Below are 23,521 nucleotides of genomic sequence, written 5' to 3'. Positions count from 1 at the left end.
GATTTTAATATTTCAACCATTTGTATAATTCCATCCAACTTGGTTTTTTACCATACATCAAGATTCCTATTCTGTATATTTTTGCTGCAAACCAAACTACAGCAAAAAAGCTAGCAAATAACAGTGTTACTGAAATTGCGATTTGCCACAAAGGTACGCCAAACGGAATTCGCATAAGCATTACAATAGGTGAAGTCAACGGAATCATTGAAAAAATCACTGCGACTGTGCCGTGTGGATCATTGATAACGGTGAAAAAACCGATATAAACGGCTAATATTAGCGGCATCATAATAGGTAATAAAAACTGTTGCGAATCGGTTTGATTGTCAACCGCGGCACCAATGGCAGCATAAAATGAACTGTAAAGAAAGTAACCGCCAATGAAATAAACTACAAAACCAATTAAAATACTAGCAATAGGTAAATTCCATAATTCCTTGATATACATTTGGACTGTGCCAGCCATTTCCTGTTGAGCTGCATCCATTAACTCAGGTGATATTCGGGCTGTTGGACCAACATTTACACCAAAAAATGCAGAAGCCGCAAACATTAATAACAAACCAATTGCTGCCCAAATAAAGAATTGTAGCAAACCTGCTAACGATGTTCCGATAATTTTCCCAATCATTAACTGGAATGGTTTCACCGAAGAAATAATAATCTCTACAATTCTGCTTGTTTTTTCCTCTATTACACTGCGCATTACCATGTTACCGTAAATGATGATAAACATCATAATCAAATAACCAAATGCGCCACCAATTCCGATTTTGATCTCATTGAGTCCTTTAACACTTTCTTCTCCAGAAGCTTTAGTCAAGTTAATATTGACATTTGCTTGCGCTTTATTTATGACTAAAGTATCTAAATTTGCATTAACAAGATTAGTCTTTGTCAATTTAGCTTCGATGATGTTTTGAATTTTCTGCGTAAAAGAAATACTTGGACTATCGTTTGAAATGAACTGAATACTATTTTCTAATTCTTTTGAGTTAGTTGATTTTGGAATATATAAAAGCCCTTCGTAACTTTCATTAGTAATACTATCCTTCAAATACTGCAAATCGACTAGCGATAAATCTAGGTATTTATAATCGGCGTCTTTTTTATTCTTAGACGTAAACTCTTTTACAAATAATCCCGATTCATCGTGAATGGCAATTTGTTTTGTATCTGCTTTCATCGAACTCAAATAGCCCACAAAACCTGCTAACGCAACAAACAGTAACGGACTTAAGAAAGTCATAACTATAAAAGATTTATTGCGAACTTTCGAAATAAATTCTCTTTTTATGATTAATGAAATTATGCTCATTTATATGTATGATTTTAGATTAATGATTTTAGACTTAAAATCACAATAGTAAGGTTTATTTATCGCTAACAGTTTGGATGAAAATGTCGTTGACTGTTGGTATTTTTTCTACAAAGTGATTCACTTGACCTCTTTTAGTTAACAAACTTAGCAAATCGTTAGGAGATGCATTTCCTAATTGGATTTCCAACTTTAAAGAATCATTTAAAGATTTAAAATTAGCTGGTCTAACTGTGAATTTTTGCGTGATGTCATACATTAATCCTTCCACATTATCTGATAAAATTCCAACTTCATAACTATTCGTTTTGAATTTTCTTTTTACATCATTTAGCTTTCCTTCAATCAACTTATTTGACTTATGGATTAATGCGATATGATCACAAAGTTCCTCGACGCTTTCCATACGGTGTGTAGAGAAAATAATAGTAGCTCCATCTTCACGAAGTTTTAATATTTCATCTTTTATAATATTTGCATTCACTGGATCAAAACCAGAAAAGGGCTCGTCAAAAATCAACAATTTTGGCTTGTGGAGAACACAAACGACAAATTGAATTTTTTGCGCCATTCCTTTAGATAATTCTTGGATTTTTTTATTCCACCAACCTTGAATTTCTAATCTATCGAACCAATATTCAAGTTGTTTTTTAGCTTCAGCTTTTGAAAGTCCTTTCATTTGCGCTAAATACAAACATTGCTCTCCTACTTTCATAGTATTATACAATCCCCTTTCTTCTGGAAGATATCCTATATATTGTACATGCTTGGGTTGCAACTTTTCACCATCTAATAAAATTTGGCCACTATCTGGCAAGGTAATTTGGTTTATAATTCGGATAAGGGAAGTTTTTCCTGCACCGTTTGGACCTAAAAGTCCGTAGATACTTCCTTTAGGGACAGCTAATGTAACTTCATTAAGTGCTACATAATCGCCATAGCGCTTTACTACTTTATTAACCTCAAGTATATTACTCATGCTTTATTTTTAATTGCTGTAAAAGTAAATAATTACTGCCGAAATACTTATGATTATGACACAAAAAACCCATCCTTATTTAATTAAGGATGGGTTTTAGTATAATAACAGCAATACAATAATTTGCAGAGCTATCTATGAAAACATATCTTTTACTTTCTCAAAAAATGATTTGTCTGTTTTCTCTGGATTTGGAATAAAATTATCATCCGTTAAAGCATTTTCAAAAAATTGTTTTTGCTCTTTATTTAATGTCTTAGGCGTCCAAACATTTACATGAACTAGTAAATCTCCATTGCCGTAACCATTAATACTAGGAATTCCTTTTCCTTTTAATCTAAGAATTTTACCAGACTGAATTCCTTCTTCTAACTTAATTCGAACCTTACCGTTGATAGCTTCGATATCCTTAGAAATACCAAGAACTGCTTCAGCAAAACTGATATATAAATCATAGTGTAAATTCTCTCCTTCACGTTTCAAGAATTCATGTTCTAATTCTTCTATAGCAACAATTAAATCACCTGGAATACTGTTTCCTGGTGCATCATTTCCTTTGCTTGAAACTTTCAATTGCATTCCATCAACAACCCCAGCAGGTATTTTAATAGAAACCGTTTCATCTTCAAGAATCATTCCTTGAGAATCAGCGTTTGCTGGCTTTTTATCTAATATTTGACCTGAACCACTACAAGTAGGACATGTAGAAGCTGATTGCATACGACCTAAAATAGTATTAGTTACACGCATCACTTGCCCTTGGCCATTACAAGTAGAACACGTTTTATAACTCACACCAGGTGCTTGTACTTTACGTTTTACTTTAACTTTTTTCTCAACGCCATTAGCAATTTCTTCAAGCGTTAATTTTACTTTTATACGAAGATTACTTCCTTTAGCACGACGAACACCGCCTCCGCCGCCACCTCCGAAGCCGCCAAAACCGCCTCCGAAAATATCACCGAACTGACTAAAGATATCGTCCATGTTCATGCCTCCATGACCACCGCCGCCACCAAAACCACCAGAACCATCAAAAGCTTGATGACCATATTGATCATATTTCGCTTTTTTCTGAGGATCGCTTAAAACTTCATAAGCTTCAGCGGCTAATTTAAATTTTTCCTCTGCCGATTTGTCTCCAGGATTTTTGTCAGGGTGATGCGCTATAGCTTGCTTTCTATATGCTTTTTTAATTTCGCCAGCATCAGCACTTTTTGTAATGCCTAAAATTTCGTAAAAATCTTTTTTCATTTTTATATTTTCTTGCAAACGTAAAGACGTACCTATCTACGACTCTAAATTGACGAATTACTGACCTATAACAACTTTTGGGAAACGAATAATTTTGTCTCCTAACTTATATCCTTTTTCAAGAACATCAACAATTTTACCTTTCATCTTTTCAGATGGAGCAGGAATTTGAGTAATTGCTTCAGCAAAGTCAGCATCAAATGCATCTCCAGCTTTCACATCAACTTGCTCTAAACCTTTAGATACTAAAGTCGTTTTTAATTTCTCATTAATAAGCGCTACACCTTCTAATAAAGGTCCGTCATCAGTTTTGCTAATTTCAGTAATTGCTCTGTCAAAATCGTCTAAGATTGGTAACAATGCTAATAGCACTTCTTGATTAGCCGTTTTGAACAACTCAATACGTTCTTTAGTAGTTCTTCGTTTGTAATTTTCAAATTCAGCAAATAATCGTAAATATTTATCTTTCTCTTTCGCTAAGTCTTGAGTTAATTGCTCTTCTAAGCTTAATTCTTCAACAACAACTTGCTCCTCACCAGCATTAGTATTATCTAATGTTGTCTCCTCTAATTCTTGATCGATTTCTGTATTTTCAGTAGTCATATTACTTGTATTTTTAAAAAAATTCTTAAACTTCATGGTTAATCTTTTCCATGGATTGCAAAAGTACTGCCAATTGTTTTAAAATGTCAAATTGTCATCTTTTTAGAATTTTGACTTTTTAGGAAGTAAGACGGTTAATTAAAGTAAATTTTAAGATTATTTTAAGACTATCTATACCTTGTTTTTATATTTTTGTAAAAGTTAGTTTTTGACCAATTCATTTAGTCAAAATTCCAGTGTTTATTCTACACAATTATTAATTCACCATTATATTTAAAAAAAAGCTTCGTTTATTAAAACGAAGCTTTTTTTATACTCTTTAGTCAGATATTACAGCAAGGCATCCTTCAATTTTTCGAAATCTACTAAAATCTGCTCACCAGTTACTAAATTTTTAAGTGAGTAGGATTTAGAATCTATTTCTTGATCTCCTATTATAACTGCAAATGGAATTGCTCTTTTATCAGCATGCTGAAATTGCTTAGCTACCTTAGCATTATCAGGATATAATTCTACTTTTATTCCTGAAGCTCGTAACTTTTGTATCGCTTGCATCGCATAAAAAGCTTCTGCATCGCCATAATTAATAAACAAAGCTTTTGAAGTTGCAGTAACTGTTTCCGGAAATAAATTTAACTCTTCAATAACCAAATAAATGCGGTCTAGTCCAAAAGAAATTCCGACTCCACTCATATTTTTCAATCCAAATATACCAGTTAAATCGTCGTATCGTCCACCGCCACCTATGGATCCCATTGCAACTGATTTAGGTGGAGCAACTTCAAAAATAGCACCCGTGTAATAATTTAGACCTCTAGCCAAAGTTACATCTAAGTCTAATGTAGCGCTAGTTAGTCCGAGTTTTGCAACATTATCGCATATAAAACGAAGTTCCTCTACTCCTTTCATCCCTTCATCAGAAGCGGAAAGTAAGGAAGATAGTTTTTCTATTTTTTCTGAAATACTTCCTGTAAAGTTGAACAGAGGCTGTACTTTTAAAATTGCATTTTCATCAATTCCTTTCTCTATCATTTCCTTTTTCACACCATCTTCGCCTATTTTATCCAACTTGTCTAGGGCAACAGTAAAATCAATCAATTTATCTGAAGCGCCAATAACTTCAGCAATTCCAGACAAGATTTTTCTATTGTTGATTTTGATTGTTACGCCCTCTAATCCTAAAGTTGTAAAAACAGTATCATATAGTTGCACTAATTCCACTTCCTGCCATAACGATTTAGAGCCAACTACATCAGCGTCACACTGAAAAAACTCTCTGAAACGTCCTTTTTGTGGACGATCCGCACGCCAAACCGGTTGGATTTGGTACCTTTTAAAAGGAAATTCGATTTCGTTTTGATGCTGCACCACATAACGTGCAAACGGAACAGTTAAGTCATAACGCAAGGCTTTTTCAGAAATGCTTGACGTTAGCTTTGTACTGTCTTTATTTTCCAAATGTGCTGAATTGGCTTTCCCCAAATAATCGCCTGAATTTAAAATTTTAAAAATCAATCGATCTCCTTCTTCTCCATACTTTCCCATTAAGGTATCGGAATTTTCGAATGAAGGTGTTTCTATGGGTTGGAATCCGAATTTCTCGAAATTACTTTTTATGATTTGAATGATATACTGACGTTTTGCCACCTCAGTTGGTGAAAAATCTCTAGTTCCCTTTGGGATGCTCGGTTTTGATGCCATTTTATGAGTATTGAATTTTATATTTTCAAAAAGTGAAGCTTCTAAAAACTTCAGAATATGATTTGGTGCAAATATCCTATTTTTTAAATTATTCCAATTACTTAATTCATCATTTTATCTACCAGCTCATAGCCCCGATTGAAGTAAAAATACAGCTGAAGAAAATAATATTGTTTTCTTGCCTAAAAGAGCGACCAGCGGAAGCTCCTTTTAGTCAATTGAAAACAAATTATTTTCTTCAGCTGTATTGTAATGTAAAGCGGGAAACAGCTCCCAATTATAACGATTATAATAAATTACATTCTAGCTGAAGAAAAATTGTAACAAAAATTGTATTTTCGTGTCAAACTTGTATGATGTTAAAATTATTTAAAGAAAATATCCGAATTGCTCTGGGTTCTATAAGAACGCAGTTGCTGCGAACCGTACTTACTGTGATGATTATTGCGATAGGAATTACGGCTTTAGTAAGTATTTTGACCGTTGTTTCGGCTCTTGAGAATACTATTTCTACTGATTTTGCATCAATGGGAGCGAATACTTTTAATATTAAACAATACGAAAATACGACACGAAATCGTGGCGGAAACGAGCGTGAAATCATCAATCCAATTATATCGTATCCTGAAGCAGTTGCTTTCAAGAATAAATTCCAATATCCATTTACAGAGACTTCTCTTTCTTTTACAGCTACCTCAGCGGCAGAAGTAAAATTTGAATCCATAAAAACAGATCCTGAAAACTCTATTCTAGGAGTTGATGAATATTTCATGTCAAATTCTGGTTTGGAGACAAGTTTAGGTAGAAATTTTACTGGATTTGATATTGATAACAATGCTTATGTATGTGTTGTAGGTTCTGATTTTGAGAAAGGATTATTGAAGGATGTAAATCCAATAGATAAGGTAATTTCCATAAGAGGTGCTAAATTTAAAGTTATTGGTGTTTTGAAAGAAAAGGGATCCACTTTTGGTAATAATCAAGATTTGAGAGTTTTAATTCCAATACAAGTTGCACGATCATTATTTACAGCGCCCAACATTAATTATACGGTGAGTGTAATGGTGGATAAAAAGGAACTTCTTGAGCAAGCCTTAGATAATGCAACGAGCACAATGAGAAGAGTTAGAAAATTAAGTCCGATAAAGGAGAATAATTTTGGGGTGGTTCGTAGTGATGATTTGATTAATAGAATTCTAGGAATTACACAATATCTTGGACTTGCATCTTGGCTTATTGGGATTATAACCGTTTTAGGATCTTCAATTGCTTTGATGAATATTATGATTGTGTCTGTGACAGAACGTACTCGAGAAATTGGGGTTCGAAAAGCATTAGGCGCTAAGAAAACAACCATTGCTATTCAGTTTTTTATTGAAACCTTGCTTATCGGTCAATTAGGTGGATTAGTTGGAATCATTTTCGGAATTCTGATTGGTTTCGGAATTGCGACTGCAATGGATTTTGCATTTGTCATTCCTTGGGGAGCAATTATGGCTGCTTTTATAACTAGCTTCATTGTTGCTATTGCTTCTGGATTATACCCTGCAATTAAAGCAGCAGTATTAGATCCTATCGAGGCGTTACGTTATGAATAAAGGGGACGAAGGGGAAAGAATAAAGAGCAAAGAATAAAAAGGAAAGAATAATGAGAAAAGAATAAAGAGGAAATGACTTTATATTTTGTTGCTTGTATCTAGTGATTTTTATCTCTTATTTTATGTATTTATTTTAATTACAACAAGAACTATTTTTATTTTTAAGAAATTTATTATTTTCATTCCAAAAGAGGAGTACTCTCATCAAAGGAGAGCAATAAACAGAAATTCTTCCTTCGTCAGAATGACAAAGTTGGAGAGCTAAAACATTAAATTGATAACACTTGCCTCTCACTTCGTGCCTTTTATCATTCTATCATTACCGTAAATATCTTTTCGTAATTCTACATTTTTAAAATTCATCTCTTCAAGAAGTTCAATCATTTCTTTACCTAAATATTGATTAATTTCAAAATAGAGCGCTCCATTTTCAGACAAGTTTAATAGCGCTAATTGAGCTATTTTTTTATAAAAGATTAAGGCATCATTATCATCAACAAAAAGTGCTAAATGCGGCTCATTGTCTAAAACATTTTTCTTTATTTCTTGCTTTTCAAGATTTCGAACGTACGGAGGATTTGAAACTATGATATCAAACTGTTGTTCTAAATCAGTTGTTTCTAGAATATTTTTATTTAAAAAAGTAACTACTACATTATTTATTTCTGCATTTTTTTGGGCTGTGGCCAAAGCATTTTCAGAAACATCAATGGCAAAAACTTTAGAATCAGCAATATTTTTAGCAATAGAAATTGCAATGCAACCACTGCCAGTACCAATGTCTACGATTTTTAATCCTTGACTTTTAGCTTTTACATTAGAGCTTTCAATTATCCACTGCACTAATTCTTCCGTTTCTTGTCTCGGAATTAAGACATTAGGATTAACTTCGAAATCCAGTCCGTAAAAGCTAGTTTTCCCTAACAAATATTGCACTGGAATTTCTTTTTTCAATTGCTCTAGAATTATATTCCAATTATTTATTTCATTCTCAGATAAAACTAAATCAGGTTGTAAAGCAAGATCTATTCTTTTAAGTTGGTACTTCTCTTCTAAGATTAAATAGAAAAAACTTTCCGCTTCTCCTTCGTCAAAAATGGGTGTTAGTTGTTGGATAAAAGAAGACCTGTATTCTTTAATTTTCATATTTATTTTTTAGAAAGAAAACGACAATAAGAGTGAAGGGTCAGTCTATAATTTTTTCAGCATCCAAACGGGACAACTTACATGACCTGTGCTACCCATGGGAGCATCTATATTTTCGAAGCCTGATTTTCTATATAGTTTTTGTGCATCAAGCATGAATGGCATCGTTTCTAAATAGCAACTTTCAAAACCAAAAGCGATTGCGCTTTGCATGCACACTGACATCATTTCACTTCCAATTCCTAAACCGCGAATTTCTGGAAGAAAATACATTTTTTGTAATTCACAAACTGTATCAGCTTCGTTTTCTAATTGCGCAATCCCTGCACATCCCACTACTCTATCGTTATGTTCCACCACGTAATAAGCAGCTTTGGGCTTATTGTACTCTTCAAACATAAGATCCAAGCAAGGATCAGCATAAGCTGTTCCTACTTTAGGAATATCCATTTCATCAAAAATGGAACGTATCAACTCAGCAACTTGCTGATTGTCTTCCTTATTTATTTTTCTAATACTGTAATTTTCCATTTTCTAAAAAATCTAATTATACTCGCAAAAATAGAAATAGTTTGTGTTAAATCTCAAAAGTTTTGAAACAAAATCATCAACTCAAAAATTACTACTTTTACATTGTGAAAATACATGAAAAATACATAAGAAGGTGCATCGAATTAGCTAAAAATGGACTTGGCACAACCTATCCAAACCCAATGGTAGGGAGCGTTATCGTTTATGATGGTAAAATAATTGGAGAGGGTTGGCACAAAGTAGCAGGAGAACCGCACGCAGAAGTTAATGCCATACACTCCGTTAAAGATAAATCCTTACTTAAAAAATCCACTATTTACGTTAGTTTGGAACCTTGTAGCCATTTTGGTAAAACACCTCCTTGCTGCAATTTGATTATTGAAAATGAGATTCCAAATGTGGTTATTGGCACCGTAGATCCTAATATAAAAGTAGCTGGCAACGGAATTAAAAAGTTAATCGCTGCGGGAATTAACGTTATTACTGCTGTCTTAGAAAACGATTGTAATGAATTGAATAAACGTTTTTTTACTTTCCACCAGAAAAAGCGACCTTATGTAATTTTAAAATGGGCAGAGAGCGCAGATGGCTTTATTGCTCCTTCGCAAAAAACGGAGCAAAAACCTGTTTGGATTACTACTACTTACTCGAGGCAGTTAGTACATAAATGGCGTAGCGAGGAACAAGCAATTCTTGTGGGAACACAAACAGTTATTGATGATAATCCAAAATTAGACGTTAGAGATTGGTATGGTAAAAATCCAGTTCGTGTCGTTTTAGACCAAAAGAGTAGAGTTTCTAAAAATAGTCATGTTCTTGATAATCAAGTCAAAACTATTTTATTCTCTAGTATCGAAAGCGCGAATGCAGAAGAAAACACTATCTTTGAAAGTATCAATTTTGAAAAAGACCTCGCTGATCAAATATTAAATTCGCTTTATAAGCATAACATTCAATCGGTGATAATTGAAGGCGGAAGAAAAACACTACAGACTTTTATTGATGCTAACTTATGGGATGAAGCGAGAGTTTTTATTGGTGAAAACAAATTTGTTTCAGGAACTAAAGCACCACTTTTTCAGCACAAACTAGTAGAAAAATTATTCATAGATAATGACCAACTTATAATTTCAAGAAATGATGATTAATACAATAATATTTGATTTTGGCGATATATTTATCAATTTAGATAAACAAGCAACTGTATCAGAATTTAAAAAATTAGGAATTACGGAATGGAGTACTGAAATGCATGATTTAAATATGCAATTTGAGACAGGAAAAATTTCACGTGAAAATTTTATTAAAGGATTACAAAAAAATATTCCTAATGCTTCTGGAGATGAAATAATAAAGGCATGGAATGCTATTTTACTTGATTTTCCTTTGTATCGACTGGAATTTTTACAATTGCTTTCTAATAACTACCGATTATTTTTACTTTCAAATACTGATGCTATTCACATTGACACTTTTGAACAAAGAAATGGCATTTCATTTTACAGCGATTTTTACCAATGCTTTGAAAAAGTTTATTTCTCATTCGAAATTGGTTTAAGAAAACCAGATTTAGAAATTTACAAACATTTGATTAGCAATCATGAGTTAGATCCCAAACGAACACTTTTTGTGGATGACAAAAAAGAAAATACTGATGCAGCTCTTTCATTAGGATTTCAGGTTTGGAATTTACAAGTTGGACAAGAGGATGTTGTTGAGCTACTTAAAAAAATTTAATTTAGAAAACACACTTTTTTTTGGAAATTAAAGATACCTACAATACAATTGAATATTCCTCAGAAGAATTATTATTCAAGAAAAAAAACAGTAAATTTTTCGGATATGCTTTCCCAATATCATCCGAAGATGAAGTCAAACCACTAATTGAAACTTTACGCAAGCAGCACCCAAATGCTGGACATTTTTGCTACGCTTATCAAATAGGCACTGATGCTTTTACCTATCGTGCAAATGATGACGGCGAACCTAGTAACACTGCTGGAATGCCCATTTATGGTCAAATCCAGTCTTTTTCACTGACAAATTTACTTATCGTAGTAGTACGGATTTTTGGTGGTGTAAAACTGGGTGTAGGAGGTTTAATTTCTGCTTATAAAACTACTGCTCAATTAGTTCTTGAAAGTTGCGAAATTGTGGAGAAAACAATAGATATTCACTTTACCATTTCATTTGATTATAAAAACATGAATAAAGTAATGCGCGTAATCAAAGAGAAAAAGCTTGATATTGAAAATCAAGAAATGGAACTAAATGAAATTTCAGGATTGCCAATGGGAAAAATTGAAATTAAAACGCGAAAAAAAAATGCCGAAATGATATTCGACATTTTTAATTCTATGTTTGAAATTGAAATAAATCGCATTTAATTTCTTATTAAAAAGCTTTTGTTTTACTCTTTAATCAAGTGTATTAAACAATTCTAAAATATTATCTGGAGGAGCTGTTGGTCGTCCTGTTTTTAAGGACACAAAAACCAAAATAAAATGGGCAGTTGTTAATAACTCATCAGATTCATTATAAATAGTACAATCAAATTCAATCTTTACGGACGACCGCCTTTTAAAAACGGTATGAACCGTCAACAACTCATCATAACGCGCTGACTTTTTATAATTTATATTCATTGAAACAATTGGAAGTGCAATACCGCTTTCTTCCATAGCTTTATACGAAATCCCTTTATCTCTAAGCCATTCCACGCGTCCTATCTCAAAATAAGGAATGTAATTTCCGTGATAAACGACTCCCATTTGGTCTGTTTCTGAGTATCGAACCCTTACTTCTGTTTTATGATCTTTCATAAGTTTTTTGTTAAAAATTTTGATTCTAAAGAACCCCTTACGACAATTATTCGGGAAATTATAACCCCATAAATTTTTTTTTATAGAAATTTGTTCACATATTTGTTACCCCGATAATAGATAACAAAACATCTTTTTTTTAGTAAGATAAAAATTACCAATTAAAAAACAACTTAATAGAATATATGAACAAAACTGCTCAATCAGTATGGGAAAACTGTTTGTCTTTTATCAAAGACAACATCCAAGATCAAGCTTACAAAACTTGGTTTGAACCAATCAAGTCAGTTGAACTTACCGATAACGCTTTGTATATTCAAGTTCCAAGTAAATTCTTCTATGAATGGTTGGAAGAGCACTATGTGAAATTATTAAAAGTGGCCCTAACTAAAGAACTTGGAAAAAACGCTAAGTTACTTTATAAAATTAGAATGGAAAACACTTATGGCAATAAACAACCGTTCACAGAACAGTTACCAAGCGCCAATAGGGTTCCTATGAAACCACAAGAAGTTGATGCTCCATTTAAAAACTTAAATCCTGAATTAAAAAATCCTTTTGTAATTCCTGGAATTCGCAATTTAAAAATCGAATCTCAATTAAATGCAAATTATAGTTTTGACAATTTCTTAGAAGGTGATTCAAATAGATTAGCGCGTTCTGCGGGAATGGCTGTTGCCAATAAGCCTGGTGGAACATCGTTTAATCCATTGTTAATTTTTGGTGGAGTTGGTCTTGGAAAAACACACTTAGCGCATGCTATTGGTGTAGAAATAAAAGATAAATATCCAGAGAAAACAGTTTTGTATATCTCTGCTGAAATTTTCACACAACAATACATCGATTCGGTAAAGAAAAACAACCGAAATGACTTTATCCATTTTTACCAATTAATTGACGTTTTAATCATTGATGACGTTCAATTCCTTTCTGGTAAAACGGGAACTCAAGATGTGTTTTTTCATATATTCAACTACTTGCACCAAAATGGTAAGCAAGTGATTTTGACTTCAGACAAAGCGCCTGTTGATATGCAAGATATCGAACAACGTTTGTTATCTCGTTTCAAATGGGGATTATCTGCTGAGATTCACCAACCAGATTACGAAACACGTATTTCTATATTGAAGAATATACTTTATAGAGATGGAGTTGAAATTCCTGAAGAAATTGTAGAATACGTCGCCCGTAATATCAAATCAAACGTAAGAGAGCTTGAAGGAGCAATCATTTCTTTGATAGCACAATCTTCTTTTAATAAAAAAGAAGTAACACTTGAACTTGCAAAAAGCGTTGTTGAAAAATTCGTTAAAAATGTAAAAAGAGAAATCTCCATTGATTACATTCAAAAGATTGTTTCGGATTATTTCCAATTAGATTTAGAAACATTACAATCAAAAACGAGAAAAAGACACGTTGTACAAGCAAGGCAATTAGCTATGTTTTTTGCAAAGAAATTCACTAAAGCTTCATTAGCTAATATTGGTTCTCAAATTGGAGATCGCGATCATGCTACCGTTTTACATGCTTGTAAAACTGTTGACAATTTAGTTGCAACTGATAAGCAATTCAAGAAATTTGTTGAAGATATCCATAAAAAACTAACGCTATAAACGCTTTTATGTCTGTTAAAATTTTAATGGTTTGTTTAGGAAATATTTGTAGATCACCTTTAGCCGAAGGAATTCTAGCTTCTAAACTTCCAAAAGATAAATTCAAAGTTGATTCAGCTGGAACAGGAAATTGGCATGTTGGCCATTCGCCTGACGAACGCTCTATTGCTGTTGCAAAAAAAAATAAAATAAGCATCTCCGATCAAAAAGGACGTCAATTCAACGAATGTGACTTCGACAATTTTGATTATATCTATGTTATGGATAGCTCTAATTATAGCAATGTAATAGCACTAGCCAAAACGCAAGATCATAAAGATAAAGTTCAAATGATTTTGAACGATTTATTTCCAAATGAAAATGTAGACGTACCAGATCCTTATTTTGGTTTACCAAATGGTTTTGAAATTGTTTACAATATGCTCGATGAAGTATGTGATGTGATTTCGCAGCGATTAATAGAAAAACACCAATAATTTTATAAAAATTGTTGGTGTTTTTTTTCTACAGTCTTCTTATCTATTTTTCCAAATTATAACTAATTATCAAAGTAACTAATTAACGTTAGGAATATACAAACACTTATGAAAGCAAGCACTAACTTAGGAAAACTTTATCTGATCCCAACTACAATGGGTGATTGCGATCCTATGGATGTTTTACCACAAACCATAAAAAGAAGTATTGATCTAATTGATTATTACATTGTTGAAAATGACAAAACTGCACGAAAATCTATAAAAGAAGTTAGCGCAGAGAAAAAGCAATCAGAGTTAAAACTATTTGTTTTAAACAAGCATACGGAGACTAAAGAACATTTAGACTTTATAAAACCTTTATTAGAAGGAATTAATATGGGTTTAATGAGCGAAGCAGGTTGTCCTGGCGTTGCTGATCCTGGCGCTGTAATTGTAAAATTAGCGCACGAACGAGGAATACAAGTTGTGCCATTAGTTGGACCTTCTTCAATTTTACTTGCTATGATGGCCTCAGGAATGAATGGACAAAGTTTTACCTTTCATGGTTATTTACCCATAGAAAAAGACGAAAAGAAAGCGAGTTTCAAAACATTAGAACGCGTATCATTCGAAAAAAATCAATCTCAAATTTTTATTGAAACTCCATACAGAAATAATAAATTATTAGAAGATTTGCTGCAAACGCTGCATCCTGAAACGCACTTATGTATCGCAACTGATATTACGTTGCCTACAGAGTATATCAAAACTAAAAAAATAGTGGCTTGGAAAAAAGAAACAATCGATTTACATAAACGACCTACAATTTTTATCATCCATAAGATGTAGATCTTAAATCAATAGCTTTACTTGAAATGATTTCAAAATTTTAAAAATTGTTTTTTTAAAGCAAATTATTCGAAAGTAAAAAGCAAAACAGTAATCATTAATTCTAATTATAAAATGTCTATTTTTATAATTAGAATTAATGATTTTTTTATGAGCAAACTCCCAAAAATTGGTACAAGTATATTTACAATAATGTCAAAAATGGCCGCTGAACACAATGCCATCAATTTATCGCAAGGTTTTCCAAACTTTCCGGTTGATAAAAGATTAACAGATATTATTGCAAAACTCGCCAGCGAAAATGTGCATCAATATACTCCAATGTCTGGTTACCCGCCTTTACTTTTAAAAATAGCTAAACTCACAAATCAATCTTACTCAAGAGTTATCGATCCTGAAGCTGAAATTCTAGTAACTGCAGGAGCGACGCAAGGAATATTTACTGCGATAACTGCTCTAATAAAAGTAGATGACGAAGTGATCATTTTAGATCCAAGTTATGATTGTTATGAAGCACCAGTTTTACTTTGTAATGCCAAGCCAATTAGAGTAGCATTAAACGATGATTATACTCCAAACTGGGAAAATATTGAAAATGTTTGCTGTTCTAAAACTAAGATGATCATCATAAATAATCCTCACAATCCTACAGGAAAAATTTTGAAGCAATCAGATTTTGAAGCATTGGAAAAAATTTTAGAAAAATATCCCAAGATGCTCCTTTTATCTGATGAAGTGTATGAATACATCACTTTTGAAGAGAAACATATCTCAACAAATACAAGAGAAAAGCTACTCGATCGTTCAATCGTTGTGTCTTCTTTTGGAAAATCATTTCATATTACTGGATGGAAAATAGGCTATTTGATTGCTCCAGAAAATTTAATGATCGAAATTAAAAAAGTACATCAATTTTTAGTTTTTAGCGTTAACAGCATTTGCCAAGTGGCTATCAGTGAATATTTAGAAGTGGTCTCTACTGATGACATCAAGAAAATGTATCAAGAGAAACGAGATTATTTTAGAGGCTTATTACATGGAAGTCGTTTTAAACTGATGCCTTGTGAGGGAACTTATTTTCAAGTTGCTTCTTTTGCTGAAATATCAAATAAAAGTGACATAAATTTTTGTAAAAGATTAATCATAGAACATGGCGTTGCTGCGATTCCAATCTCCACTTTTTATGGCGATGGAAAAGATCTAAGTCTAATTCGCTTTTGTTTTGCAAAAGACAGTGCGACATTAGAAGCAGCTGCTAAAAGATTGTGTAGCATATAAAGATACTGATTTATTTATTTTTATTATGCACGCATACTATTTGATTTCGTTATATTTACAATTGAAAAATTATATATTATGAGTTATACAGATAAAATGTTACGTGATGATGCTTTAAAAGGCAAAGTTATAGTCGTAACAGGAGGCGGAAGTGGATTAGGAAAAGCAATGACTAAATATTTCCTAGAACTAGGAGCTAAAGTTGCTATTACCTCAAGAGATTTAGAGAAACTAAAAAACACTGCAAAAGAACTAGAAACAGAAACTGGCGGGTCTTGTCTTCCTATACAATGTGACGTGCGTCACTACGAAGAGGTTGAAAATATGCTACAAGAAGTACTAAAAACTTTTGGTAAAGTAGATATTTTACTTAATAATGCAGCGGGAAACTTCATCTCACCTACTGAGCGTTTGTCAGCTAACGCATTTGATACTGTAATTGATATTGTACTAAAAGGAACTAAAAATTGTACGCTTGCTTTCGGAAAACATTGGATTGACACTAAACAAAAAACTTCAACAGTTTTAAATATTGTTACAACTTATGCCTGGACAGGTTCTGCTTATGTCGTTCCAAGCGCTACTGCAAAAGCTGGAGTTTTAGCCATGACTAGAAGTCTTGCTGTAGAATGGGCAAATTACGGTATTCGTACTAATGCGATTGCCCCCGGTCCTTTTCCAACAAAAGGTGCTTGGGACCGATTGTTACCTGGAGATCTAGCCGAAAAATTTGATATGGCTAAGAAAGTCCCTGTGCAACGTGTTGGCGATCATCAAGAATTAGCCAATTTAGCAGCGTATCTCGTTTCTGACTTTTCAGCTTATGTAAATGGTGAAGTAGTCGTAATAGATGGTGGTGAGTGGTTAAAAGGTGCTGGTCAATTTAATTTATTAGAAGCAATTCCAGAAGAGCTGTGGGATCAACTTGAAATGATGATCAAAGCAAAAAAGAACAAATAAGATTAATAGAACAACATGATTTATAGAAATTCCCCAAATAGTGCCTAAATTTTTGGGGAATTTTTAATTTCAAATTAACGCTGATATTTACTATGGAGTAAGCACTATAGTTTTCATTTATAGATGAACTAATGCACGATTAATATTCGCCAAATTATAATTCCATAGGCACTTCCATCAATAAAATTTCTGCTCCTTCGGAAGTAGCATTTATATGTATTGATTTTCTGTTCCAAATTCCTAAACCATCACGTTCATTAAGATGAATGTTGCCTACCGTAAAATCACCTTTTAATACAAAGGCATAAATTCCGTTTCCTGATTTTTTTAATTGATACGAACTTGAGAATTCTTTATCAAATTTTCCTATGTGGAACCACGCATCTTGATGGATCCAGACACCTTCATCATCTGGATTAGGAGATAAAATTTGTTGTAATTTATTGTGTCGATCTTTAAGATCAAGAGAGATTTGGTCGTAACGAGGGGTTACATTTTTTTTGTTTGGATAAATCCAAATCTGTAAGAACTTCACAAATTGATTGTTGTTCTTATTTTTCTCACTATGGAAAATACCTGTTCCGGCACTCATAACTTGGATATCACCTTCTTTAATAACCGTAGTATTTCCCATGCTGTCTTGATGCTCTAAATCACCTTCAAGAGGAATAGAAATAATCTCCATATTATCATGTGGATGTTTCCCAAAACCCATTCCTTGATTTACTCTGTCATCATTTAATACTCGCAATACTCCAAAATTGATACGATCCTCATTTTGGTAATTTGCAAAACTAAAAGTATGATAGGATTCTAACCAGCCATGATTGGCATGACCGCGAGTATTCGCTTTATGTAAGATGTAATGATTTAATTTGTGATCTTCTAAACTATTGTTACTTTCCATTTTCTTTTACTTTAATTCTACAGTACAAATTTGCGCCAAAAGAAAAGCAATTGCATTGAACTAGGACAAGAAATGGAATAATTGTAATTTAAAGTTTTGTCATTTTTTTTCTAATCTTACTAAGAAATTCAGCAGAAATACCTAGATAAGAAGCAATGTAATGCTGCGCAACACGTTGAGGAAGTGCTGGATATTGTTCTAGAAACTCAGCATATTTTTCTGTTGCTGTTTTAGAAATAGTATTGAATAAGCGGTCTTGAGTAACGGCTAAGCTACGTTGCATTAAGATTCTAAAGGCACGTTCAAATTTCGGTGCTCTACTAAACAATTCTTCTTTAGTTGCGGGGTTGAATAGGAAGAATTCACAATCTTCTAAAGTTTCAATATAAACTCTGCTTGGATTTTCCTCATAGATACTAAACGAAATATCACTTATCCAAGCATTTTCTATCGCAAACTGCAGAATTACTTCAAAACCGTTTGCATCAATATAATATTTACGCACACATCCTTTAATTACAAAAGCTTCAAAGTTGCACCTTTCACCTTCATGAAGGAGAATAGTTTTCTTTGGAATAGCTTTATATTCTAAAAGAGAATTAAAAATCTTTAATTCATCTGCATTGAATGACACATACCGCTCTATATTCTTGTTTATTTGGGAATACACTTTTGTAATTTTTAGAAACTAAAGGTAAAAAATGTTTATCAATACCACTCAATACATATATTAAATTAGCAAATATTCTACTAAAACAAAATTCACTCCCGATTAAATTCCTATTTTTGTGCTACTATAAATATAACAAAAAATTTATGCTGATTATTGGAATTGCAGGTGGTACGGGAAGCGGGAAAACAACCGTTGTACATCAGATTATGAATGAGTTACCAGAAACAGAAGTCGGTATCATTTCTCAAGACTCGTATTACAAAGAAAATCACGGACTTTCATTCGATGAAAGAGCGTTAATTAATTTTGATCATCCTCGTGCAATAGATTTTGATTTGTTAGTGGCTCATTTAAAGGAATTAAAAGAAGGGAATAACATTAATCAGCCTGTTTATTCCTTTGTAACTCATAATAGAACTGACGACACCGTATTTACACATCCTAGAAAAGTAATGATTGTGGAAGGTATTTTAATACTAGCAAATCCAGAATTAAGAGAGTTATTTGATGTTAAAATTTTCGTTCACGCTGATTCTGATGAAAGATTGATTCGTCGTATGAAACGCGATATTGCAGAACGTGGTCGAGACATGACCGAGGTAATCAATAGATATCAAACGACTTTAAAGCCCATGCATGAACAGTTTATCGAACCTACAAAAGCATTTGCAGATATTATTATTCCAAACGACAAATATAACACCGTGGCTATAGACGTAGTACGGGCGGTTATCAATCAAAAAATACTATAACTTAGTTGTTATTTACTTTTGTTAATGATTAGGAGCTAATCCCGCTTTACATTACAATCTTTTTCTCTCTTAAAAAAGAGGTAAAAAGGATTTCCATTGCAATCGGGGCTAAAAATAAAAAAAATGAAAAATCCACATAAAGATAAATCCTGGTTTAAATTTTTAAGTAACAAATACGTTTGGGTTTTACTATTCTTTTTTACGTGGATGATTTTTTTAGACAACTACTCTTATTTTGACCACCGAATTTTAGATCAACAAATAGAAGATCTCGAAGATAACGCTGCTTATTATAAGGAAGAAATAAAAAAAGATCAACAAAACATTAAGCAGTTGAAAAACCCTGAACAAATAGAAAAATATGCTCGCGAAAAATATTACATGAAAAAAGAGAACGAAGATATTTACCTTATCGAATTTGAAGGCGACACAATTGAAAAAAAATAATTACGCACATAATTATTAAAAAATCATATAATAATACACAAAATGGCTGCTACACTTTTTGACGATTTCAATCCTATTTCTTCTAAACAATGGAAACAAAAAATCCAGTTTGAACTAAAGGGAGCAGATTATAATGAAACTTTAGTTTGGAATTCTCCCGAGGACATACAAGTAAAACCATTTTATCATAAGGATGAGCTGACTAAAACATACTCAGTGGCCACTAAAGCGACCGAGTTTAAAATATGCCAGAACATATTTGTTTATGACGTTGAAAAATCAATAGAAAGAGCCATCGACACCTTAAATCGTGGCGCAAATAGTTTACGATTTTCAATCGAAAATGAATCCATTGATGTTACAAATTTATTAGAAAACATACCATTAAACGACGTTACAGTATATTTTAATCTTAGCTTTATTTCAATCGATTTCGTTAAAAAGATTGATGCTTTTGCAAGTAAAAACAACACCACTATATTTTGCAATCTCGATCCCATAGGACAATTAGCAAAAGATGGAAATTGGTTTTCAACCACAGAAAAAAATAATTTTGAAACGCTAGATTTACTTTCAAAACAAACAAAATCAATTTCTTTAGTAAGCATTAATTCTGCTTTGTATCAAAATGCAGGTGCGACTATTGTTCAGCAAATAGCGTATAGTTTAGGTCAGGCAAATGAATATTTCAATAGAATTGATACTATCAATCAACCCATAGTTTTTGAGGTAGCAGTTGGTACAAATTACTTTTTTGAGATCGCAAAACTGCGTGCGTTACGATTATTATTTAAACTGATAGCAAAGGAATACAATCATAATTTAGATTGTAATATTATTGTTTCGCCTACTAAACGAAACAAAACATTGTACGATTACAATGTGAATATGTTGCGAACTACAACAGAATGTATGAGTGCGATTATTGGTGGAGCAGATGCTATATCAAATCTACCCTACGATGCTTTATATCATAAAGACAATGAATTTGGTGATCGTATTGCTAGAAACCAATTGTTGATTTTAAAAAATGAAAGCTATTTTGATAAAGTGAATAATCCAGCTGATGGAAGTTATTACATAGAAACGATAACAAATCAATTAGCTGAAAAATCACTCACTTTATTTAAAGACATCGAAGCAAGTGGAGGTTTTCTGAAGCAGCTAAATGACGGAATTATTAAAAGGAAAATTCAAGAAAGCGCGGACATCGAGCAAAATTTATTCGATACTGGAAAAGAAATTTTATTAGGAACAAACAGGCACCCTAATAAACAAGACAGAATGAAAGGTGATTTAGAATTATTCCCTTTTGTAAAACAAAACCCAAGAAAAACGCTTATCAAGCCAATTATTGAGAAACGTTTGGCTGAAAAAATTGAGCAAGAACGATTGAAATTAGAAGATAATTAAACGTTTTAAATAATTGATTAGCAGTTTTAAATTGGTAAAATACAAATGAGAAAAGACATACAACATATAAAATTAGAGCAATCAGAAAATAAATCAGTGGGTTTAGAGGAAAAAAGCTTTCTAACTGCTGAGAATATCGAACTGAAAGCAACTTATTCTGAAAAAGATACAGAGAACCTTAATCATCTGGACTTTGGAGCTGGCTTTGCGCCAAATTTAAGAGGACCTTACGCTACTATGTACGTCCGTCGACCTTGGACTGTTCGGCAATATGCTGGATTTTCAACAGCTGAAGAAAGTAATGCTTTTTACAGAAGAAACTTGGCTGCAGGTCAAAAAGGACTTTCTATAGCTTTTGATTTACCTACGCATCGCGGTTATGATTCTGATCACGAGCGTGTTGTAGGTGACGTTGGAAAAGCAGGAGTTGCTATCGACTCTGTAGAAGATATGAAAGTATTATTCGACCAAATTCCATTAGACGAAATGTCGGTTTCAATGACAATGAATGGAGCAGTTTTACCCATAATGGCTTTTTACATAGTTGCTGCTGAAGAACAAGGCGTTAAACCTGAGTTATTATCGGGAACAATTCAAAATGACATTTTGAAAGAGTTTATGGTGCGTAACACGTATATCTATCCGCCTACACCTTCTATGAAAATAATTGCTGATATATTCGAATATACTAGCAAGAATATGCCTAAATTCAATTCAATTTCAATTTCAGGATATCACATGCAAGAGGCGGGAGCAACTGCTGATATTGAGTTGGCTTACACCCTAGCTGATGGTTTAGAATACATAAGAACTGGATTAGCTACTGGAATGAAAATTGACGAGTTTGCACCACGACTATCTTTTTTCTGGGCCATTGGAATGAACCATTTTATGGAAATTGCTAAAATGCGTGCAGGAAGAATGATTTGGGCAAAATTGGTAAAACAATTTGAACCAAAAGATGACAAATCATTAGCTTTAAGAACGCATTGCCAAACGTCTGGTTGGAGTTTAACAGAACAAGACCCTTTCAATAATGTGGCGCGTACGTGCATAGAGGCAGCGGCGGCGGCGTTTGGAGGAACCCAATCACTCCACACAAATGCTTTAGATGAAGCTATAGCGCTACCAACGGACTTTTCAGCGAGAATTGCCCGAAATACGCAACTTTATTTACAAGAAGAAACAAAAATAACTAAGACAGTCGATCCGTGGGCTGGAAGTTTTTACGTAGAAAGTTTAACCAATGAGATTGCAGAAAACGCTTGGAAACTTATTGAAGAAGTTGAAGAACTAGGTGGAATGACAAAAGCTATTGAATCTGGTATACCTAAACTGAGGATCGAAGAAGCAGCAGCGAGAAAACAAGCGAGAATCGATAGCGGACAAGATATTATTGTAGGAGTAAACAAGTTCCGATTAGAAAAAGAAGATCCATTGCAGATATTAGACGTGGATAATCAAATGGTTCGAAAGCAACAACTGGAACAACTAGACCAAATAAAATCAAACAGAGATTCAGATAAAGTACAGAATGCCCTAAATAAATTAATTCTTTGTGCTAAAACTGGAGAAGGTAATTTATTAGAAATTGCTGTTGAAGCCGCTAGAGAAAGAACAACATTAGGAGAAATTAGCGATGCCTTAGAAACGGTTTTTGGCAGATATAAAGCACAAATTAAATCTTTTAGCGGCGTGTATAGTAAAGAAATAAAAGACGACAAAAGCTTTGAAAAAGCAAAGCAAATGGCGGATGAATTTGCAAAGCAAGAAGGACGCAGACCGCGTATCATGATTGCAAAAATGGGACAAGACGGCCACGACCGAGGAGCAAAAGTAGTTGCTACTGGTTATGCTGATGTAGGTTTTGACGTTGATATAGGTCCACTTTTTCAAACGCCTGAGGAAGCTGCTAAACAAGCTATTGAGAATGATGTTCACATTTTAGGCGTTTCCTCATTAGCTGCTGGTCATAAGACTTTAGTTCCGCAAGTGATTGCCGAGCTTAAAAAATATGGAAGAGAAGATATTATGGTTGTTGTAGGAGGCGTTATCCCTGCACAAGATTATCAATTCTTATTTGACGCTGGCGCTGTAGCAGTTTTTGGTCCTGGAACTAAAATTAGTGAAGCTGCTATTAAAATATTAGAAATATTAATGGGCAGTTTTGAGTAAAAAACAAATGAATTAAAAAAATAATTTTACTCTATCAAATT

The 23,521-nt window shown here is 33.1% G+C and carries 23 protein-coding genes; 13 read left to right on the top strand and 10 right to left on the bottom strand.

From position 1 onward, the window contains the following. Window positions 1-4: 4 nt before the first annotated feature. The 5 genes from BC961_RS10890 to hisS form a co-directional block, all read right to left on the bottom strand. Window positions 5-1,321, bottom strand: coding sequence for an ABC transporter permease (locus tag BC961_RS10890; protein ID WP_121925886.1), 1,317 nt, complete (start codon window positions 1,319-1,321; stop codon window positions 5-7). 55 nt (window positions 1,322-1,376) lie between these two features. Next, window positions 1,377-2,300 carry an ABC transporter ATP-binding protein gene (locus tag BC961_RS10885; protein WP_121925885.1) on the bottom strand — a complete coding sequence of 308 codons (924 nt, stop codon included), beginning with the start codon at window positions 2,298-2,300 and terminating at the stop codon, window positions 1,377-1,379. 135 nt (window positions 2,301-2,435) lie between these two features. Then, window positions 2,436-3,554: a molecular chaperone DnaJ gene (dnaJ, locus tag BC961_RS10880; protein WP_121925884.1), complete on the bottom strand. Its 1,119-nt coding sequence runs from the start codon at window positions 3,552-3,554 to the stop codon at window positions 2,436-2,438. Between the two features lie 57 nt (window positions 3,555-3,611). Beyond that, the gene (locus BC961_RS10875; protein WP_121925883.1) at window positions 3,612-4,193 is read right to left on the bottom strand and encodes a nucleotide exchange factor GrpE; all 582 of its coding nucleotides are present in this window, start codon (window positions 4,191-4,193) and stop codon (window positions 3,612-3,614) included. Window positions 4,194-4,487: 294 nt separating this feature from the next. Then, entirely contained in the window at window positions 4,488-5,858 is a 1,371-nt protein-coding gene (gene hisS / locus BC961_RS10870) for a histidine--tRNA ligase (RefSeq protein WP_121925882.1), read from the bottom strand. A gap of 353 nt (window positions 5,859-6,211) precedes the next feature. Between hisS and BC961_RS10865 the strand changes: the two genes are divergently transcribed. Continuing rightward, entirely contained in the window at window positions 6,212-7,456 is a 1,245-nt protein-coding gene (locus tag BC961_RS10865) for an ABC transporter permease (protein WP_170151311.1), read from the top strand. 291 nt (window positions 7,457-7,747) lie between these two features. Here the strand turns inward: BC961_RS10865 and prmC are convergent, their stop codons facing one another. Further along, window positions 7,748-8,602, bottom strand: coding sequence for a peptide chain release factor N(5)-glutamine methyltransferase (gene prmC / locus BC961_RS10860; RefSeq protein ID WP_121925880.1), 855 nt, complete (start codon window positions 8,600-8,602; stop codon window positions 7,748-7,750). Between the two features lie 45 nt (window positions 8,603-8,647). Next, window positions 8,648-9,133, bottom strand: coding sequence for a GNAT family N-acetyltransferase (locus BC961_RS10855; RefSeq protein WP_121925879.1), 486 nt, complete (start codon window positions 9,131-9,133; stop codon window positions 8,648-8,650). 104 nt (window positions 9,134-9,237) lie between these two features. Here BC961_RS10855 and ribD point away from each other — a divergent pair, with 104 nt between their 5' ends. Genes ribD through BC961_RS10840 form a run of 3 tightly spaced genes read left to right on the top strand, consistent with a single transcriptional unit; the run spans window position 9,238 to window position 11,520 of the window. After that, entirely contained in the window at window positions 9,238-10,281 is a 1,044-nt protein-coding gene (gene ribD, locus BC961_RS10850; protein WP_121926124.1) for a bifunctional diaminohydroxyphosphoribosylaminopyrimidine deaminase/5-amino-6-(5-phosphoribosylamino)uracil reductase RibD, read from the top strand. Continuing rightward, window positions 10,274-10,870, top strand: coding sequence for an HAD family hydrolase (locus BC961_RS10845; RefSeq protein ID WP_121926125.1), 597 nt, complete (start codon window positions 10,274-10,276; stop codon window positions 10,868-10,870). The genes ribD and BC961_RS10845 overlap by 8 nt, the downstream gene beginning before the upstream one ends. Before the next feature lie 20 nt (window positions 10,871-10,890). Then, the gene (locus BC961_RS10840) at window positions 10,891-11,520 is read left to right on the top strand and encodes an IMPACT family protein (RefSeq protein WP_121925878.1); all 630 of its coding nucleotides are present in this window, start codon (window positions 10,891-10,893) and stop codon (window positions 11,518-11,520) included. Between the two features lie 30 nt (window positions 11,521-11,550). Here BC961_RS10840 and BC961_RS10835 read toward each other — a convergent pair whose 3' ends face one another. Further along, on the bottom strand, window positions 11,551-11,955 hold the full coding sequence (locus tag BC961_RS10835; protein WP_121925877.1) for an acyl-CoA thioesterase: 405 nt from the start codon (window positions 11,953-11,955) through the stop codon (window positions 11,551-11,553). 185 nt (window positions 11,956-12,140) lie between these two features. Here BC961_RS10835 and dnaA point away from each other — a divergent pair, with 185 nt between their 5' ends. From dnaA to BC961_RS10810, 5 genes are all read left to right on the top strand, one after another. Then, entirely contained in the window at window positions 12,141-13,568 is a 1,428-nt protein-coding gene (gene dnaA / locus BC961_RS10830) for a chromosomal replication initiator protein DnaA (RefSeq protein ID WP_121925876.1), read from the top strand. Window positions 13,569-13,576: 8 nt separating this feature from the next. Continuing rightward, window positions 13,577-14,044: a low molecular weight protein-tyrosine-phosphatase gene (locus tag BC961_RS10825; protein WP_121925875.1), complete on the top strand. Its 468-nt coding sequence runs from the start codon at window positions 13,577-13,579 to the stop codon at window positions 14,042-14,044. Between the two features lie 108 nt (window positions 14,045-14,152). Continuing rightward, entirely contained in the window at window positions 14,153-14,875 is a 723-nt protein-coding gene (locus BC961_RS10820) for an SAM-dependent methyltransferase (protein WP_121925874.1), read from the top strand. Between the two features lie 150 nt (window positions 14,876-15,025). After that, complete coding sequence (locus BC961_RS10815) at window positions 15,026-16,153, top strand: methionine aminotransferase (protein ID WP_121925873.1); 1,128 nt, start codon at window positions 15,026-15,028, stop codon at window positions 16,151-16,153. Window positions 16,154-16,231: 78 nt separating this feature from the next. Next, complete coding sequence (locus BC961_RS10810) at window positions 16,232-17,113, top strand: SDR family oxidoreductase (protein WP_170151310.1); 882 nt, start codon at window positions 16,232-16,234, stop codon at window positions 17,111-17,113. A gap of 154 nt (window positions 17,114-17,267) precedes the next feature. Here the strand turns inward: BC961_RS10810 and BC961_RS10805 are convergent, their stop codons facing one another. Both BC961_RS10805 and BC961_RS10800 read right to left on the bottom strand, forming a co-directional pair. After that, complete coding sequence (locus BC961_RS10805) at window positions 17,268-18,020, bottom strand: pirin family protein (protein ID WP_121925872.1); 753 nt, start codon at window positions 18,018-18,020, stop codon at window positions 17,268-17,270. A gap of 88 nt (window positions 18,021-18,108) precedes the next feature. Then, complete coding sequence (locus BC961_RS10800) at window positions 18,109-18,690, bottom strand: Crp/Fnr family transcriptional regulator (protein WP_121925871.1); 582 nt, start codon at window positions 18,688-18,690, stop codon at window positions 18,109-18,111. 146 nt (window positions 18,691-18,836) lie between these two features. On the opposite strand from BC961_RS10800, the gene udk reads away from it, so the two are divergent. The 4 genes from udk (at window position 18,837) to scpA (ending at window position 23,480) form a co-directional block, all read left to right on the top strand. After that, window positions 18,837-19,445: a uridine kinase gene (gene udk, locus BC961_RS10795; RefSeq protein WP_121925870.1), complete on the top strand. Its 609-nt coding sequence runs from the start codon at window positions 18,837-18,839 to the stop codon at window positions 19,443-19,445. A gap of 123 nt (window positions 19,446-19,568) precedes the next feature. Further along, on the top strand, window positions 19,569-19,892 hold the full coding sequence (locus tag BC961_RS10790; RefSeq protein WP_121925869.1) for an FtsB family cell division protein: 324 nt from the start codon (window positions 19,569-19,571) through the stop codon (window positions 19,890-19,892). Window positions 19,893-19,934: 42 nt separating this feature from the next. Beyond that, on the top strand, window positions 19,935-21,305 hold the full coding sequence (locus tag BC961_RS10785) for a methylmalonyl-CoA mutase subunit beta (protein ID WP_121925868.1): 1,371 nt from the start codon (window positions 19,935-19,937) through the stop codon (window positions 21,303-21,305). Window positions 21,306-21,350: 45 nt separating this feature from the next. Continuing rightward, complete coding sequence (scpA, locus tag BC961_RS10780) at window positions 21,351-23,480, top strand: methylmalonyl-CoA mutase (RefSeq protein WP_121925867.1); 2,130 nt, start codon at window positions 21,351-21,353, stop codon at window positions 23,478-23,480. The last annotated feature ends 41 nt before the right edge of the window (window positions 23,481-23,521 follow it).

Origin of the sequence: Flavobacterium weaverense, assembly GCF_003688495.1 — a bacterium.
Taxonomy (GTDB): Bacteria; Bacteroidota; Bacteroidia; order Flavobacteriales; family Flavobacteriaceae; genus Flavobacterium; species Flavobacterium weaverense.
This window is presented reverse-complemented; position numbering and strand designations above follow the sequence as displayed.